The sequence below is a fragment of the Bacillus sp. 220_BSPC genome, assembly GCF_001054655.1.
Lineage (GTDB): Bacteria > Bacillota > Bacilli > Bacillales > DSM-1321 > Peribacillus > Peribacillus frigoritolerans.
This window is the reverse complement of the sequence record NZ_JVPL01000066.1, coordinates 1-16668: the sequence shown is the minus strand read 5'-3', so window position 1 is coordinate 16668 and position 16668 is coordinate 1. Positions and strand designations below refer to the sequence as shown.

Genomic DNA, 16668 nt, shown 5'->3' with positions numbered 1-16668 from the left:
CATAAAAATAGACAAACTCGATTTTCATCGAGTTTGTCTACAGTCTGAGGTTGTCCATTTTGGACAATCTTTTTTTGTACCTATTGGAACGGATATTTTAAAACTAAATTTATGATATTTTTTGGTGGAATTTCTTTATTTATAGACGCTGATTGAGGAATTGGGAAAACAAAATATGTTTTAGATTTAAAAGAATCTGTATGAACAAACAAGAAATCAATTCGAGAGGGTATGTCTCAAGGACGAAAAACGGAAGTCAAACATGGATATGCTTGAACCAAAAGGGCAATTACGATTTCCGGATATCCGCTTGCAAATCAAAAGCTTGGAAATGAAGTGGAGTGATTTGAGGAAAGGAACCTTCTATGCAGAAAATAATCACCTGCGTTTTGATTGTAGAATTGATCTAGATGAAAATAATTTGCTGTTACTGTTCATAAAATCGGTGTATAACAATTTTTGAGAGAGGCGGCGTTTCATCATGACCTTAATCTTTGCACATCGAGGCTCTGCAGGAACTCATCCGGAAAATACGATGTCGGCGTTCAAGGAAGCTGCCCGTGTCGGTGCGGACGGAATTGAAACGGATGTCCAGCTCTCGAAAGATGGAGAAGTGGTCATCATCCATGATGAAAAGCTCGATCGGACCACGAATGCCTCGGGGTATGTAAAAGACCGGACCTTAAAGGAGTTGAAAACCCTTAATGCGTCCACAACCCATAAGGGTAATTTTGGCAAACAAAAGATTCCCACACTTGAAGAACTGTTTATTTGGCTTAATGATAATCAGCTTTTTTGCAATATTGAATTGAAAAATACGGTTTTTTTGTATCCAGGCTTAGAAGAGAAAGTTATCCGGCTCATCCGTACCTACGAAATGGAGGAAAGGATAATCCTTTCTTCTTTCAATCATTACAGTTTGGTCAATTGCCATCGATTGGCACCTGAATTGGAAACGGCACCGCTATATAGGGATGGCCTGTATATGCCGTGGATATATGCAAAGGCAATAGGCGGAAGTGCAATTCACCCAAATATCCGGGCTGCCCCTGATGAACTCATTCAATCATCGGTTAGTATGGGTATTCCTGTAAGGCCCTATACCATTAATGAAGAAACCGAGATGAAGCGGTTATTCAAATTGGGGTGCAGCGGCATCATAACCGATTTCCCCGAAGCAGCGGTACGGGTCAGAGAAGGTTTGGAGTCAAGATAAAGAAAGAAGGTGCCATAAGAGGCACCTTCTTTTTGCGTTTAAAATTTATTGAACCTGCTCTGGACCTTATTTTGTTTTCGATCTCGATGTAGGACGAAGCCGGCGATAAAGGCTATTCCGCCTATCGTAATGAGCAGTCCTATTAAAAATTGCAGCCAAAGGAATGGATAGGGAGGCTGTAAAATACCGAACACCATGTCCCTCATTATTTTTATGCCATAGGCAGCAAAGGCACCGGGGATAAAAAGAATCAAAAAAGCGATTAAACGTTTCATGCAGTCAAATCCCTTCCGAAAATTCCGTCTTTAAAAAATGATAAAGGATATAAATTATTTGTCAAGTAACGGGAATCTAGATAATGACTGGGAGTTGGCGGCTGTTTTTAAAGGGGGCCGATATGGTAAAATGGTGTGGAGTATGAAAAAAATTGCAGGGAATGATCTATTTAAAGGGGTAATTATTTCTTAAGGGGGATGGCTGATGCAAAAGGTCATGATAGTAGGGGGAGGAGTGGGAGGGACGACCGTGTTGAAACTCCTATCGGAAAGTGAAGTGTTCTCCATTGTTTGTATGGCTGATACGAATGAATCCGCTGAAGGGATGCTTGCTGCGAAGGAACGAAAGATTCCTACTGTGACTAATTGGAGCATGCGATTGGAGTGGGATTTGGACATCATATTTGATACGACCGGTGACCCGTCTGTCTATAAAAAGATAAAAAGGGACATGGGCGAACAAACGATTCTCATTCCTGGAAGTGTCGCCCTCATTATGACTAAATTGTTTGAAGAGAAAAATCGTTTAATAAGTAAATTGGAGAATACCTCCGCAAAAATGGATTTAATCCTTAATACGACCAGTGAAGGGATGGTGGTGATTGACCATGAAGGATTCATCATCATGTTCAATGATAGTGCGGAACGTGCATCAGACACAAAGCGCGAGGATGTGATTGGGAGACATATCAAAGATTTCATCCCATCAACAGGATTGCTGCGAGTGATGCAAACGAACCAAAAAGAAGTGAATCAGGAAATCACCCTTGGCAATGGGATGGAACTCATAACGACAAGGATACCTCTCGTGAATGCCGATAAGGAAATCATAGGGGCTTTTGCTGTGTTCAGGAATAAAATGGAAGCTGTGCGATTGGCGGAGCAGATCACTGATTTAAAAGAAATACAGACAATGCTCCAGGCAATCATTCAATCCAGTGATGAAGCTATATCTGTTGTGGATGATCAAGGAAGGGGGCTTTTGATCAATCCTGCATATACAAGAATCACTGGCTTAACAAAGACCCAAGTGATCGGTAAGCCGGCTTCCATCGATATTTACGAAGGCGAAAGTATGCATATGAAAGTGCTTCAGACAAAAAAACCTGTTCGTGGTGTCAATATGCGTGTCGGCCCAAAACACAAGGAAGTGATCGTGAATGTTGCTCCAATCATTGTGGATGGGTGCCTGAAAGGAAGTGTTGGCGTCATTCATGATGTATCGGAAATTCAAGCCTTGACCCACGAACTTAATCGGGCAAGACAGATCATCCGGACATTGCAGGCTAAATATTCCTTTGATGATATAATTGGGGCTTCCGAAGAGATGAAGCTTCCCATTGAACAGGCGAAATTATCGGCAAGAACACCAGCTACTGTCTTATTAAGAGGGGAATCAGGGACGGGCAAAGAGTTATTTGCACATGCCATCCATAATGCGAGCGATAGGAAGTTCAATAAATTCGTTCGGGTAAATTGTGCGGCCATCTCGGAATCATTACTTGAAAGTGAACTATTCGGTTATGATGAAGGAGCCTTTACCGGGGCAAGCAGGGGCGGAAAGGTCGGTTTTTTTGAAGAGGCAAATCAAGGGAGTATCTTTTTGGACGAAATTGGTGAATTGCCAGCCAACATTCAAGCTAAATTACTGCGGGTTTTACAAGAAAAGGAAATCGTCAGAGTGGGGGGGACGAAGCCGATCCCCATCAATGTCCGGGTCATAGCCGCTACGAATATCAATCTTGAACAGGCCATCGCAAACGGTTCATTCAGGGAAGACTTATATTTCAGGCTGAACCGCATGCCTATTTTCATTGCTCCATTAAGAAAGAGAAAAGAAGATTTGAGAGAATTGGCGGAGCATTTGATTAATAAAATCAATCAGGAGTATGGACGGAGCATAGAGGGAATTACAGCAGCAGCTATACATAAGATGCAAATCTACAACTGGCCGGGAAATGTAAGGGAACTGGAAAATATCTTAGGACGGGCAATCATTTTCATGAAATTGAACGAGACAATCATTGATATCCATCATATTCCGGATTTTATCGAAGAGATTCCATTAAAACAACAAGAGAAATTATTAATGAAGCCTTCTGGCTACGTATCGGGGAAACCGCTCTCGGAGATAATAGACCAGTATGAAGCCGAAATCATTCAGCAAGCGTTCCACACCCACAAGGGAAATAAAACACTTACGGCAAAAGCGCTGGGGATTTCAGTTAGAAATCTATATTATAAAATGGAAAAACTAAAACTGTGAAAAATTTTGCATGCAATCATTTGCGCACTATGAAAAATAATGCGTGGAATTTTCTGATTTATTTTAATTTAAGCGAGACTCCACTTCTGACATGAAATTTTTTTGAATTTGTTATAGGCTATAGTTGCCCAACATATTAACCAGCATGTCCTTTTTTTGGATAAAAAGAGGCTGATTATGTATTTTATTGGCATGTTATTTGCATATTTAAAGGTGCATGGGTTTTTCAAGGGAACCATTCCCCATGGGAACCATTCCCCATGGGGAAAATATCATGTGAGTAGCGGATTTTTATTTAAAACTAACGTAGGAACAAGTAAGAATGAGGAGAAATTCAGTAGTCTCATATCTGACATGTATTAAACATCTAGGGAGGATTCCTTTATGGAAATTTTTAAATATCTTGAGAAGTATGATTACGAGCAACTGCTATTCTGTCAGGATAAACAATCGGGTTTGAAAGCGATTATTGCCATTCATGATACAACATTAGGGCCTGCGCTTGGAGGCACAAGGATGTGGACGTATGCATCTGAAGAAGATGCCATAGAAGATGCCTTAAGGCTTTCGAGAGGAATGACATATAAGAATGCCGCTGCCGGCTTGAATTTGGGCGGGGGGAAAACCGTCATCATCGGCGATCCGCGTAAGGATAAAAATGAAGAAATGTTCCGTGCATTCGGAAGGTATATCCAAGGGCTGAATGGCCGTTATATAACAGCTGAAGATGTAGGTACAACGGTTGAGGATATGGATCTCATTCATGAGGAGACGGATTTTGTCACGGGGATTTCCCCGGCATTCGGTTCTTCGGGTAACCCTTCCCCAGTAACGGCATATGGGGTATACCGCGGTATGAAGGCTGCTGCAAAAGAGGCATTCGGTACTGATTCCTTAGAAGGCAAGGTGGTTGCAGTCCAAGGCGTCGGGAATGTTTCTTATAACTTATGCCGTCATCTTCATGAGGAGGGCGCCAAGCTTATCGTTACGGATATCAATAAAGAAAGCGTGGCCCGTGCGGTTGAATCCTTTGGGGCGACTGCAGTGAATCCAGATGAAATTTATGGAGTCGAATGTGATATCTATGCACCTTGTGCATTAGGGGCTGTCATAAATGATCAAACAATCAATCAAATCAGGGCGAAGGTCATTGCAGGTGCTGCGAATAATCAATTAAAGGAAACTGTTCATGGCGATCAAATTCATGAAAAAGGGATTATATATGCTCCTGATTATGTAATTAATGCAGGGGGAGTCATAAACGTGGCCGATGAGCTTTTAGGGTATAATCGGGAAAGGGCCCTTAAGAAAGTGGAAACGGTTTATGATACAATTGAAAGAGTCATCGAGATTGCAAAACGTGATCAAATCCCAACTTATAAAGCGGCGGATAGGATGGCAGAGGAGCGAATTGCTCGCATGAGGAATTCAAGGAGCCAATTCCTGCAAAATGAAAAACATATCCTGAATGGAAGAAAATGAATGTAATTTTACAAGATTAGATTCCTGTGTTTTTTTAAATAAACACAGGAATTTTCAACATGGATAACGTAATAAACATAGGGCAAGTAAAAATGGTGACAAAATGTATGTATTTGTGAGGAGGAGTGGTTTTGGCTGAAGAATTTGACCTCGTTATCCTCGGAGGAGGAACAGGCGGGTATGTGGCGGCAATAAGGGCTGCTCAATTAGGATTGAAAACGGCTGTCGTGGAGAAAGGCAAGCTCGGCGGAACGTGTCTACATAATGGCTGTATCCCTTCGAAAGCACTTTTAAGGAGTGCGGAAGTTTATCAGACTGCAGTGAAAAGTGAGGAATTCGGTATTGTTACCGGGGATGTAAAGGTAGATTTCCTTAAAGTGCAGGAAAGAAAGAATAAAGTGGTCGATCAACTCTATAAAGGAGTTCAGCACTTGATGAAACAGGGAAAGATAACGGTTTATGAAGGGTTAGGGCGTATACTTGGTCCTTCTATATTTTCACCGATGCCTGGGACAATTTCCGTGGAAATGAATGATGGCACTGAAAATGAAATGCTCATCCCCCAGAATGTCATCATTGCCACCGGATCGCGTCCGAAGACACTGCCCGGTTTAGCGATTGATGGGGAATTGGTGCTTACATCGGATGAAGCTCTAAAGCTTGAGAGCCTGCCAAAATCGATGATTATTGTAGGCGGTGGAGTTATCGGCATTGAATGGGCTTCGATGCTCAATGATTTTGGTGTGGAAGTGACAGTACTGGAATATGCAGATAGAATCATCCCGACAGAAGACCATGATATTTCCAGTGAAATGCTTCGTCTCCTGACGAAAAAAGGCGTCAAATTCGTTACAGGTGCCAAGGTATTGCCTGAAACCCTGAAAACGGATGATTCAGTATCCATTTCTGCTGAAGTCAAAGGTTCGGTAGAGGAATTCACAGCTGAAAAAATGCTGGTTTCCGTAGGCAGATCGGCAAATGTTGAAGGGATCGGCCTTGAAAATACGGAGATTGTGAAAGAAAAAGGTTTAATTGAAACCAATGACTTTTTCCAAACGAAGGAATCACATATCTATGCGATCGGTGACTGTATCGGCGGTCTGCAATTGGCACACGTTGCCTCCCATGAAGGTATTACGGCCGTTGAACATATTGCAGGCAAAAAACCGGAACCGCTGGATTATTCGCTCATTTCAAAATGTGTATATTCAAGCCCTGAGGCTGCAAGTGTCGGTTTGACGGAAGATCAGGCAAATAAGGAAGGCTATGACCTTAAAATAGGGAAATTCCCATTCCGTGCAGTTGGTAAGGCCCTTGTTTTCGGGGAAGCGGATGGTTTTGTCAAAATCATCGCCGATAAGAAAACGGATGATATACTGGGCGTTCATATGATCGGACCACATGTTACGGATATGATTTCAGAAGCTGGACTCGCAAAAGTGCTTGATGCGACACCTTGGGAAATAGGCAAGACAATTCATCCGCACCCAAGTCTTTCCGAAGCAATCGGAGAGGCGGCCCTTGCTGTCGATGGACGTGCCATTCATTCATAAAGAATAAGGTCAGGAGGTTTTATGATGGTAGAAAAACGTCATGAACAATTAGGCTTAAATGAGGAAACGGTTTTAGATATGTACCGGACAATGCTTTTGTCCCGCAGAATTGATGAGCGCATGTGGCTTTTAAACCGATCCGGGAAAATTCCCTTCGTGATTTCCTGCCAGGGGCAAGAAGCTGCTCAGGTTGGGGCTGCGTTTGCGCTTGATCGGCAAAAGGATTATGTACTGCCTTATTATCGGGATGTAGGTGTTGTGCTTACCTTTGGAATGACCGCAAAAGACTTGATGCTTTCAGGCTTCGCGAAAGAGGAAGATCCCAATTCTGGCGGGCGCCAAATGCCTGGTCATTTTGGTCAAAAGAAAAATAGGATCGTCACTGGTTCATCGCCTGTAACGACACAGGTCCCGCATGCTGTCGGAATTGCCCTTGCAGGGAAGATGGAAGGTAAGGATTTGGTAACATTCGTAACGTTTGGGGAAGGTTCATCCAATCAGGGCGATTTTCATGAAGGGGCCAACTTTGCAGGTGTGCATAAGCTACCGGTCATTTTCATGTGTGAAAATAATAAATATGCGATTTCCGTTCCTATTGAGAAACAGCTATCGTGTGAAAATGTTTCCGACAGGGCGATTGGATATGGGATGCCTGGAATAACGGTGGATGGCAATGACCCATTGGAAGTGTATGCTGCGGTGAAAGAAGCGGCTGACCGTGCACGAAGGGGAGAAGGCCCTACACTGGTAGAAACCGTCTCATACAGGCTCACACCACATTCAAGTGATGATGATGACCGAAGCTACCGGACGGCGGACGAAGTGGCCGAAGCCAAAACGAAGGATTCCATAATGACATTTGGAGCCTATTTAAAAGAAGTGGGAATCATGGATGATGACCTTGAGAAACAAATGAATGATGAAGTAATGAAGATAGTCAACGAAGCAACCGATTATGCTGAAAATGCTCCATATCCGAAGGCTGAAAGTGCTATGAATCATGTGTATGCACAAAAGTAAGGGGGTAATAGAATGCCAGTGATTTCATATATAGATGCCGTGACAATGGCAATGAGGGAAGAGATGGAACGTGATTCCCGTGTATTCGTATTGGGTGAGGATGTAGGAAAAAAAGGCGGGGTCTTTAAAGCCACTAATGGTTTATACGACCAATTCGGTGAAGAGAGGGTCATCGATACCCCGCTCGCTGAATCTGCAATCGCAGGAGTTGGGATTGGAGCCGCCATGTATGGGCTTCGGCCGATAGCTGAGATGCAATTCGCTGATTTCATCATGCCTGCCATTAACCAAATCGTTTCAGAGGCAGCCAAAATCAGATACCGTTCCAATAATGACTGGAGCTGTCCTATGGTAATCCGTGCTCCATATGGAGGGGGGATTCATGGAGCTCTTTATCATTCGCAATCGGTTGAAGCGATCTTTGCCAATCAGCCGGGCTTGAAAATTGTGATGCCTTCCACTCCTTATGATGTAAAGGGTTTACTTAAAGCTGCCATTCGCGACGAAGACCCAGTGCTTTTCTTTGAACATAAACGCGCGTACCGCTTGATCAAGGGTGAGGTGCCTACTGAAGATTATGTACTTCCCATCGGTAAGGCGGATGTGAAAAGGGAAGGGGAAGACATTACTGTCATCTCCTATGGCCTTTGTGTGCATTTTGCCCTTCAGGCAGCCGAAAAATTAGCTGCAGATGGAATTTCTGCACATGTTCTTGACTTGCGTACCGTCTATCCTTTGGATAAGGATGCTATCATAGAAGCGGCTTCTAAAACAGGGAAAGTATTACTTGTTACGGAAGATAATAAAGAAGGAAGCATCATGAGTGAGGTCGCAGCCATAATTGCCGAGCATTGCCTTTTTGATTTGGATGCCCCTGTAAAACGATTGGCCGGCCCGGATGTACCTGCCATGCCTTATGCGCCTACGATGGAAAAACAATTCATGGTGAATCCCGATAAAGTGGAAAAAGCAATGAGGGAATTGGCCGAGTATTAATGACTGTTAAGAAGGAGGAATGAATTATGGCTATGGAATTAATGAAGATGCCCCAACTAGGCGAAAGTGTCACGGAGGGAACCATCAGTAAATGGCTTGTGAAGCCTGGGGATCATGTCACGAAATACGACCCGCTAGCTGAAGTGATGACGGATAAAGTAAATGCTGAGGTTCCTTCTTCCTTCACCGGCATCATCAAGGAATTGAAAGCGGATGAGAATCAAACATTGGCAGTCGGGGAAGTCATTTGCTCGATTGAAGTTGAAACGGCAAAGACGGATAACGAAAATGCCGGGCAAGTTTCTCATAGTGAGGAAAAAGTTGATGCACCTGTTACAAGAGATGTGCAGCAAGCGGCAGAACCATCAAGGAAAGCTCGCTATTCGCCAGCTGTGTTAAAACTTTCCCAGGAGCATGGAATCGATCTATCAAAAGTTAAAGGAACGGGGAATGAGGGACGGATCACCCGTAAAGATTTACTGAAACTTGTTGAATCAGGGAATCTTCCTAAGGCGGATGAGCCTTCCGCAATTTCCGATGCCGCTCCTGAAGTGATCGCCCCTCAAGTCAATCGTCAAACTAGTCCAGTAACAAACATGCCGACTGCGTTTGGTGACAAGGAAATACCGGTAACCGGCATCCGTAAGGCAATTGCGTCCAATATGTTGAAAAGTAAGCACGAAATTCCGCATGCTTGGACGATGGTGGAAGTTGACGCCAGTAATATGGTGAAGTTGCGTGATAATCTAAAATCCGATTTTAAACAAAAAGAAGGCTATAATTTAACGTACTTTGCCTTTTTCGTAAAAGCGGTTGCTCAAGCCCTTACGGAATTTCCAGAACTGAATTCGATGTGGGCCGGCGAAAAAATCGTACAAAAGAAAGAAATCAATATATCGATAGCCGTTGCAACTGAAGATGCCCTATTTGTTCCGGTCATTAAAAATGCAGATGAAAAATCAATCAAAGGTATAGCAAGGGAAATACAGGAACTTGCATCCAAAGTGAAGTCAGGTAAGTTAAAAGCAGAGGATATGCAAGGTGGTACGTTCACTGTTAATAACACTGGCTCATTCGGTTCTGTCCAGTCCATGGGAATCATCAATTATCCACAGGCAGCCATTTTACAGGTTGAAACGATTGTAAAACGTCCAGTGGTCATTAATGACATGATTGCAGTACGAGATATGGTGAATCTCTGTTTATCACTTGATCATCGTGTTTTGGACGGACTGGTATGCGGACGATTCCTCGCGAGGGTTAAAGAAATCATCGAAAAGATTTCCAAAGACAACACTCCCATATACTAAAATGAAGAAAAGGAAGGCCGGAAGGTCCTTCCTTTTTTTTGCACTTCGCTTTTCCGTAGAAAAACATCGACAAAAATTTTATTTTTGCTATTATTTTATTAAGAGCTGTTCTAATACAGGTCAGGGGCTGTACTTGATTTGAAGAGGCAAAATAGGCTAGTGGTTTCCCTAATAACAGGTTTGCTAATTTCTATTGTCTTAAACTTCAAGAAAATTATGGTAGAATGTTAGTATAATCCAAATCAAATTGACGGGAGGGTGGTTTTCTTATCCAAAACTGACTGAGCGTTCGTTCTCCCAATGAAGGAAAAGGGCGTATGAGGATAAGAAAGCGATTACAGATGGAACTGAAAGATGTAAAAAACATAACCTTTCCTAAGCCTTCTTATGAAGAGTGGAAAGAAGCTGCGGAAGCAAGTTTAAAAGGGAAAAGTGTAGAAAAGCTTAAAACGAATACATATGAGGGCATCGCTTTATGTCCACTCTATACAGAAAAGGCGGAATCAACGGAAAAAGTAGCTGAATTGCCAGGATTTTTCCCTTTCACCCGAGGAACGTCCCCAACGGGATATCATGACAAACCTTGGCTTGTCGTTCAACCTGTAAGCGGTATCACGGCTGAAGAAGCAAATGAAAAGATGAGGGCTGCATTCAAGCGCGGTCAAAATGTCGTGGCATACCCTGCAAGATTGCTTTCCGAGGGAGCAAGGGCTGAAACATTGTTTAAGGAAATACCATTAAAAGAAATGCCGGTTTTCATTGACCTTAAGGGGAAACAAAAAGAATTATTCCCTCAATTCAAAGCTGTTGCCGAAGCACAAAATACCCAATTGACAGGCGTCATTGCTGAAGATCCAATTGCAGAATGGCTCATTTGCGGTCAGCTGCCAGAAGATACGGATAACTATTTTGCAGAATGGCTGAAGACGATCCAGGATTATCAGAAGGTAGGCAGTGACTTAAAAACAGTTTTGATTAATACGGCAGTCTACCATAATGGAGGAGCCAATGCCGTACAAGAAATAGCTTACGGATTATCGGCAGCCGTCCAATATCTATTGGAAGGGCAAAAGCAAGGGCTTTCTATTGCTGCGGTTTCTGAAAAAATAGTATTCTCGTTTGCAGTGGATTCAAATTACTTCATGTCCATCGCTAAACTGAGGGCTGCCAGAAGGCTTTGGGCAGGTCTTGCAGAAGCTTTCGATACAGCATCGGACCATTTTAAAATGACGATACATGCCGTAACTTCCGAGTTGACAGAAACGCTATATGATCAGCACGTCAATATTCTTCGGACCACGAACCAAGCTTTTGCAGCAGCTATCGGAGGCATTCAATATCTTCAAATCCATCCATTTACACACGCAACAGGTAAAACCGATGAGTTTTCAGAAAGAATTGCCCGTAATACTCACTTGATTTTAAAAGAAGAAACAAATATTACAACAGTTGTCGATCCTGCTGGCGGTTCATGGTATGTTGAGCAATTAACGGATGAATTGGCTGAAAAGGCTTGGGCAAAATTCCTTGAAATCGATGCAGCTGGAGGGATTCTGGAGCTAATTAAACAAGGTACCCTTCAGAAAGAAATAGCTGAAGTTTTCCAAGGAAGAGTTCAAAATGCGGCTTTCAGAAAAGAAAGTATCATCGGAACGAATGTATATCCGAATCCCGCTGATAAAATTAAAACCACGACAAAGGATAAACAGGTGTCATATATGAAAGTTTCGAAGCCGTTTGGCATTACCCCACTTGAATTGGAACGGGTATCCAGTCAGTTCGAACAGATAAGACTACGCAGTGAAAAGTTTAAAGGAATAAGCGGAACGGCTCCAACTATCGGTTTAATTAATTTGAAAAATCTCAAATCCTATAAACCTCGTGCAGATTTCGTTCAAAGTCTTGCGGCAGCAGGTGGTATCGAAACAATCGGCAGTAAGGGATGTCAAACCGTTGAGGAAGCAATCGATTATGTAGCTGCGACCAAGCTCCCAATCTATTGTCTTTGCGGCAGTGATGGTGACTATTCGGAATTAGCGCCAGTCATCATTAAAGAAATTAAAAAGCAATTCCCTGAAATCACTATTTATAGTGCCGGCAAGCAGCAAGAAGAATTGGAGATTACACTAAGAGAAGCCGGGGTCAAAGATTTTATCCATGTTAAAACGAATGCAATATCCATTTTACTTGAATTATTGCAGAAGCTAGGGGTGAACTGAAATGAAAAAACCGAATTTTTCTGCTATAAATCCTGCTAAGTCCGAGATGAAAGGTACAGTGGAAGCATGGAAAAAGGAAGTCGAAAAAGCCGTTGGGAAAAACATTGAGGATCTTCTGTTTGAAACCAATGAACAAATAAAAATCAAACCGCTTTATGTTGAGGAAGATATTCGCGGCCTGGAACATATGGAAAGTGTGCCAGGCATCGCTCCTTTTACAAGGGGGCCCTATCCTTCGATGTATGTCAATCGTCCTTGGACGGTACGGCAGTATGCAGGTTTTTCGACTGCTGAGGAATCCAATGCGTTTTACAGACGTAATCTGGCGATGGGGCAAAAAGGGCTCTCAGTTGCTTTTGATTTAGCTACACACCGCGGTTATGACTCCGATCATCCACGCGTTGTCGGTGATGTGGGGAAGGCGGGTGTTGCCATTGATTCCATTCTTGACATGAAGATCCTGTTCGACGGCATTCCGCTTGATCAGATGTCCGTGTCAATGACAATGAACGGTGCAGTATTACCGATCCTTGCGTTTTATATCGTGACAGCTGAAGAACAAGGCGTAACACAGGATAAGCTTTCAGGCACGATTCAAAATGACATCTTAAAGGAATACATGGTTAGGAATACGTATATCTACCCGCCTGAAATGTCCATGAAAATCATAGCTGATATCTTTGAGTATACTTCCAAATATATGCCCAAGTTCAATTCCATTTCCATCTCCGGTTATCATCTGCAAGAAGCGGGGGCGCCGGCTGATATCGAACTTGCCTATACGTTGGCGGATGGGCTTGAGTATGCACGTACCGGAATGAAAGCAGGCATTGATATCGATAAATTTGCACCACGTCTGTCATTCTTCTGGGCTGTAGGAATGAACTATTTCATGGAAGTCGCGAAAATGCGGGCGGCTCGTTTCATTTGGTCAAAACTGATGAAACAATTCGAACCGAAAAATAATAAAGCGATGGCATTGAGGACTCATTCCCAAACCTCCGGCTGGAGCCTTTCCGAGCAGGATCCGTTTAACAATGTCGCAAGGACCCTTATTGAAGCGCATGCTGCTGCACTTGGACATACACAGTCGCTCCATACTAATGCATTGGATGAGGCCATTGCCCTGCCAACGGATTTCTCGGCACGTATTGCACGTAATACACAGCTCTATCTGCAGGAGGAAACCGGGATCACAAAAGTAATCGATCCATGGGCGGGTTCTTACTATGTAGAATCGCTCACTAATGAATTGATCGAACGGGCTTGGGCGCACATAGAAGAAATCGAAGGTCTGGGAGGAATGGCGAAGGCAATTGAAACCGGCCTTCCAAAAATGAGGATCGAGGAAGCCGCTGCAAAGCGTCAGGCTAAAATCGATTCTCAAGATGAAACGATTGTAGGCGTCAATAAGTATCGGTTGAAAAAAGAAGATCCGATTGAAATACTGGAGATTGACAATACAGCAGTTCGGGAAAGTCAGCTTAAGCGTTTGAGCGAATTAAAAGCGAAACGTGATCAGGCAAAGGTGGATGAAGCTCTTCAAGCGCTTTCAATGGCTGCCAGAACTGGAGAGGGTAACCTTCTTGAACTGGCTGTGCAAGCAGCAAGAGTACGGGCTTCATTAGGTGAAATATCCGATGCGATCGAAGAGGTGACTGGACGTCACAAAGCAACGATCCGTTCTATCAGCGGCGTATACAGCTCGGCATACTCAAAAGAAGCGGAAATTGAGGAAGTCGTCCGCATGACGGAAGAATTCCTTGAAAATGAAGGAAGAAGACCGCGTTTGTTAATGGCTAAAATGGGCCAGGACGGTCATGATCGCGGAGCTAAAGTAGTCGGAACGGGGTTTGCGGATTTAGGATATGATGTCGATATCGGTCCATTATTCCAAACACCGAAAGAAACCGCCATCCAGGCCGTGGAAAATGATGTGCATGTAGTCGGAATGAGTTCGCTTGCTGCCGGCCATAAAACATTGTTGCCGCAGCTTATGACGGAACTGAAGAACTTGGGACGAGAGGACATCATAGTGATCGTAGGCGGCGTCATCCCTGCACAGGATTATGATTATCTTATGGAAAATGGCGCTACAGCCATTTTTGGACCTGGAACGGTCATTCCGCAGGCAGCAAAGAAAGTGCTTCAGGAAATATACAATCGCCTCGGATATGAGGAAGTGGCCCAATAATGAGTGAAGACAAGAAGCCGGAATGGGTCGATCTTAACAATCAGGAAGGTTTTGCTTCTTCATTAAAGCCAGGTGTGGAATTAGCAGCCAGCCAAAACAAACCTTCAAAAAGCAAATTCGTCAAAAAACATAATGTAAACATACCGGTCCATGAACTTAAAGAGGGAATCATAAAAGGGGACAGGGCCAAGCTAGCCAAAGGGATTACATTGGTTGAAAGCAATGCATCCCATCATTTGGATCATGCACAGGAATTATTGCATAGCATCCTTCCTCATACAGGGAACTCAATGCGAATCGGGATTTCCGGAGTGCCCGGTGCCGGGAAAAGTACCTTCATCGAGACGTTCGGAACCTACTTATGTGACAGGGGCCATAAGGTTGCCGTTCTAGCCGTCGATCCAAGCTCTTCGGTCAATGGCGGAAGTATACTGGGCGATAAGACTAGGATGGAGGAACTGGCTAGAAACCCCCATGCCTTCATAAGACCCTCACCATCCGAAGGAACTCTGGGCGGGGTTCACCGCAAAACGAGGGAAACGATGTTGCTTTGTGAAGCGGCAGGATTTGATGTGATACTGATAGAAACTGTCGGGGTCGGTCAGAGTGAAGCTATAGTTCGAAGTATGGTCGACTTCTTCATGCTTCTTGTCCTAACGGGTGCCGGAGATGAATTGCAAGGGATGAAAAAAGGGATTCTGGAACTTGTGGACGGAATTGTTGTCAATAAGGCCGACGGCGAGAACCTCCCCCTGGCGATAAGGACGAAATCCGAATATAGCAGAATCCTGCACTTCCTTCAGCCAGCCACAAAGGGTTGGGCAGGAAAGGCATATACTTGTTCCGCCATAACCGGTAAAGGAATTCCTGAACTTTGGGATGTATTGAATGAATTTTCCTATATGACCAAGGAATCGGGTGTTTTTCAAGAACGGAGAAGAATGCAATCTAGGGAATGGTTTTATTCATTGATCGATCACCAGCTTAAAACGATGTTTTATAAAAATGAAACCGTCAAGAGTCTTCTCCCTATACTCGAGAATCAAGTGATGTCAGGGAATAAAACGGTCACTGCTGCTGTTAAGCAGGCCTTTCAATCTTTTGCCGAAACATTTAAGTCTAATGAAAAATAAATGGGATGGGGCTGGCATGGATCATCTCCCACGCCTGCCCCATCCTTTTGTAAGTCTTGTTGTTACACACATGATTCCCGCTCCCCTTTCGTTTTAAACATGTTCGGAACGGATTATGCGGTTTTAACAGGTAAATTTATTGAATCACGAAGAGGCAATTGTTATGATAGGATTGAAGAGAAAACTTGGAAGGAGCAAATGCCATGAATATGGATTTTAATTTTTTAATGAACGACGTAGTCAAACAGGCTCGCGATGAGATTAAGACTGCTGGATATACAGAACTGACCACTCCCGAAGAAGTAGAGGAAGTATTTGCACAAAAAGGAACGACACTTGTTATGGTAAACTCCGTTTGTGGCTGTGCTGGGGGAATAGCTAGACCTGCAGCTGCTCATGCAATCCATAATGATAAACGCCCAGATCAGCTTGTAACCGTTTTTGCTGGGCAAGATAAAGAGGCGACGGAAAAAGCCCGTGATTATTTCGAAGGATATCCGCCGTCATCCCCATCATTTGCGTTGCTGAAGGATGGAAAAATCATCACCATGATAGAACGTCATGAAATTGAAGGGCACCACCCGATGTCTGTAGTAGAAAAATTACAAGACTACTTCGATCAATATTGCGAAGAAGTTTAATCCATATCGATAACCAAAAAACCCGCCCAATCGGCGGGTTTTTAGTTTGTCGACAAAAAGAGGTTCGGAATGGTCTCATCCGAACCATGATCTTAGAACAAGACTAGAATTTCATATGTGGTTTTTACTTTAAATCATAATTGGATCGCATCGATTACGAAACCCTCCAGGATAATTGGCTTTTAAGCCCTTGCTTTAATGAGGCTTGGCAGACAGTCGGCGGAAAGGGAGCGGATCTCTGGAATCAACAGAAATGTAATTTTAGAAACCTGTAGGCTGGACACATCCCGAACCAAGTTTTAGAATAGGTGATCCTTCATGTTTTTTTACAGTATTCCTTAATGGATGGAAGAAATTTGCGAC

The 16668-nt window shown here is 43.4% G+C and carries 12 protein-coding genes; 11 read left to right on the top strand and 1 reads right to left on the bottom strand.

Going from position 1 to position 16668, the window contains the following annotated elements; all coding sequences use genetic code 11:
• The first annotated feature begins 481 nt into the window (after positions 1 to 481).
• Positions 482 to 1216, top strand: a complete 735-nt coding sequence (locus ADA55_RS03895; protein ID WP_048679315.1) for a glycerophosphodiester phosphodiesterase — start codon at positions 482 to 484, stop codon at positions 1214 to 1216.
• A 38-nt stretch (positions 1217 to 1254) separates the two neighbouring features.
• On the opposite strand, the gene ADA55_RS03890 is transcribed toward ADA55_RS03895, so the two are convergent.
• Positions 1255 to 1491, bottom strand: a complete 237-nt coding sequence (locus tag ADA55_RS03890; RefSeq protein ID WP_034308264.1) for a DUF2627 domain-containing protein — start codon at positions 1489 to 1491, stop codon at positions 1255 to 1257.
• Positions 1492 to 1696: 205 nt separating this feature from the next.
• Here ADA55_RS03890 and ADA55_RS03885 point away from each other — a divergent pair, with 205 nt between their 5' ends.
• The 10 genes from ADA55_RS03885 to ADA55_RS03835 all read left to right on the top strand — a co-directional run bounded on the left by ADA55_RS03885 (position 1697) and on the right by ADA55_RS03835 (position 16305).
• On the top strand, positions 1697 to 3757 hold the full coding sequence (locus ADA55_RS03885) for a sigma-54 interaction domain-containing protein (RefSeq protein ID WP_048679312.1): 2061 nt from the start codon (positions 1697 to 1699) through the stop codon (positions 3755 to 3757).
• A gap of 384 nt (positions 3758 to 4141) precedes the next feature.
• The gene (gene bcd / locus ADA55_RS03875) at positions 4142 to 5239 is read left to right on the top strand and encodes a branched-chain amino acid dehydrogenase (RefSeq protein ID WP_048679307.1); all 1098 of its coding nucleotides are present in this window, start codon (positions 4142 to 4144) and stop codon (positions 5237 to 5239) included.
• Positions 5240 to 5370: 131 nt separating this feature from the next.
• The gene (gene lpdA, locus ADA55_RS03870; protein WP_048679304.1) at positions 5371 to 6792 is read left to right on the top strand and encodes a dihydrolipoyl dehydrogenase; all 1422 of its coding nucleotides are present in this window, start codon (positions 5371 to 5373) and stop codon (positions 6790 to 6792) included.
• 24 nt (positions 6793 to 6816) lie between these two features.
• Complete coding sequence (locus tag ADA55_RS03865) at positions 6817 to 7812, top strand: thiamine pyrophosphate-dependent dehydrogenase E1 component subunit alpha (protein WP_048679300.1); 996 nt, start codon at positions 6817 to 6819, stop codon at positions 7810 to 7812.
• A gap of 12 nt (positions 7813 to 7824) precedes the next feature.
• Positions 7825 to 8808 carry an alpha-ketoacid dehydrogenase subunit beta gene (locus ADA55_RS03860; protein ID WP_048679296.1) on the top strand — a complete coding sequence of 328 codons (984 nt, stop codon included), beginning with the start codon at positions 7825 to 7827 and terminating at the stop codon, positions 8806 to 8808.
• A 26-nt stretch (positions 8809 to 8834) separates the two neighbouring features.
• Positions 8835 to 10118, top strand: coding sequence for a dihydrolipoamide acetyltransferase family protein (locus ADA55_RS03855; RefSeq protein ID WP_048679293.1), 1284 nt, complete (start codon positions 8835 to 8837; stop codon positions 10116 to 10118).
• 317 nt (positions 10119 to 10435) lie between these two features.
• Positions 10436 to 12337 (top strand): methylmalonyl-CoA mutase family protein, encoded by a 1902-nt coding sequence (locus tag ADA55_RS03850; RefSeq protein WP_081088664.1) that lies wholly within the window; start codon positions 10436 to 10438, stop codon positions 12335 to 12337.
• Position 12338: 1 nt separating this feature from the next.
• Entirely contained in the window at positions 12339 to 14531 is a 2193-nt protein-coding gene (gene scpA, locus ADA55_RS03845) for a methylmalonyl-CoA mutase (RefSeq protein ID WP_048679290.1), read from the top strand.
• A complete protein-coding gene (meaB, locus tag ADA55_RS03840; protein WP_048679286.1) occupies positions 14531 to 15664 on the top strand; it encodes a methylmalonyl Co-A mutase-associated GTPase MeaB in 1134 nt (377 codons plus the stop codon). The genes scpA and meaB overlap by 1 nt, the downstream gene beginning before the upstream one ends.
• A 203-nt stretch (positions 15665 to 15867) precedes the next feature.
• Positions 15868 to 16305, top strand: a complete 438-nt coding sequence (locus ADA55_RS03835; protein ID WP_034308239.1) for a BrxA/BrxB family bacilliredoxin — start codon at positions 15868 to 15870, stop codon at positions 16303 to 16305.
• Positions 16306 to 16668: the final 363 nt, after the last annotated feature.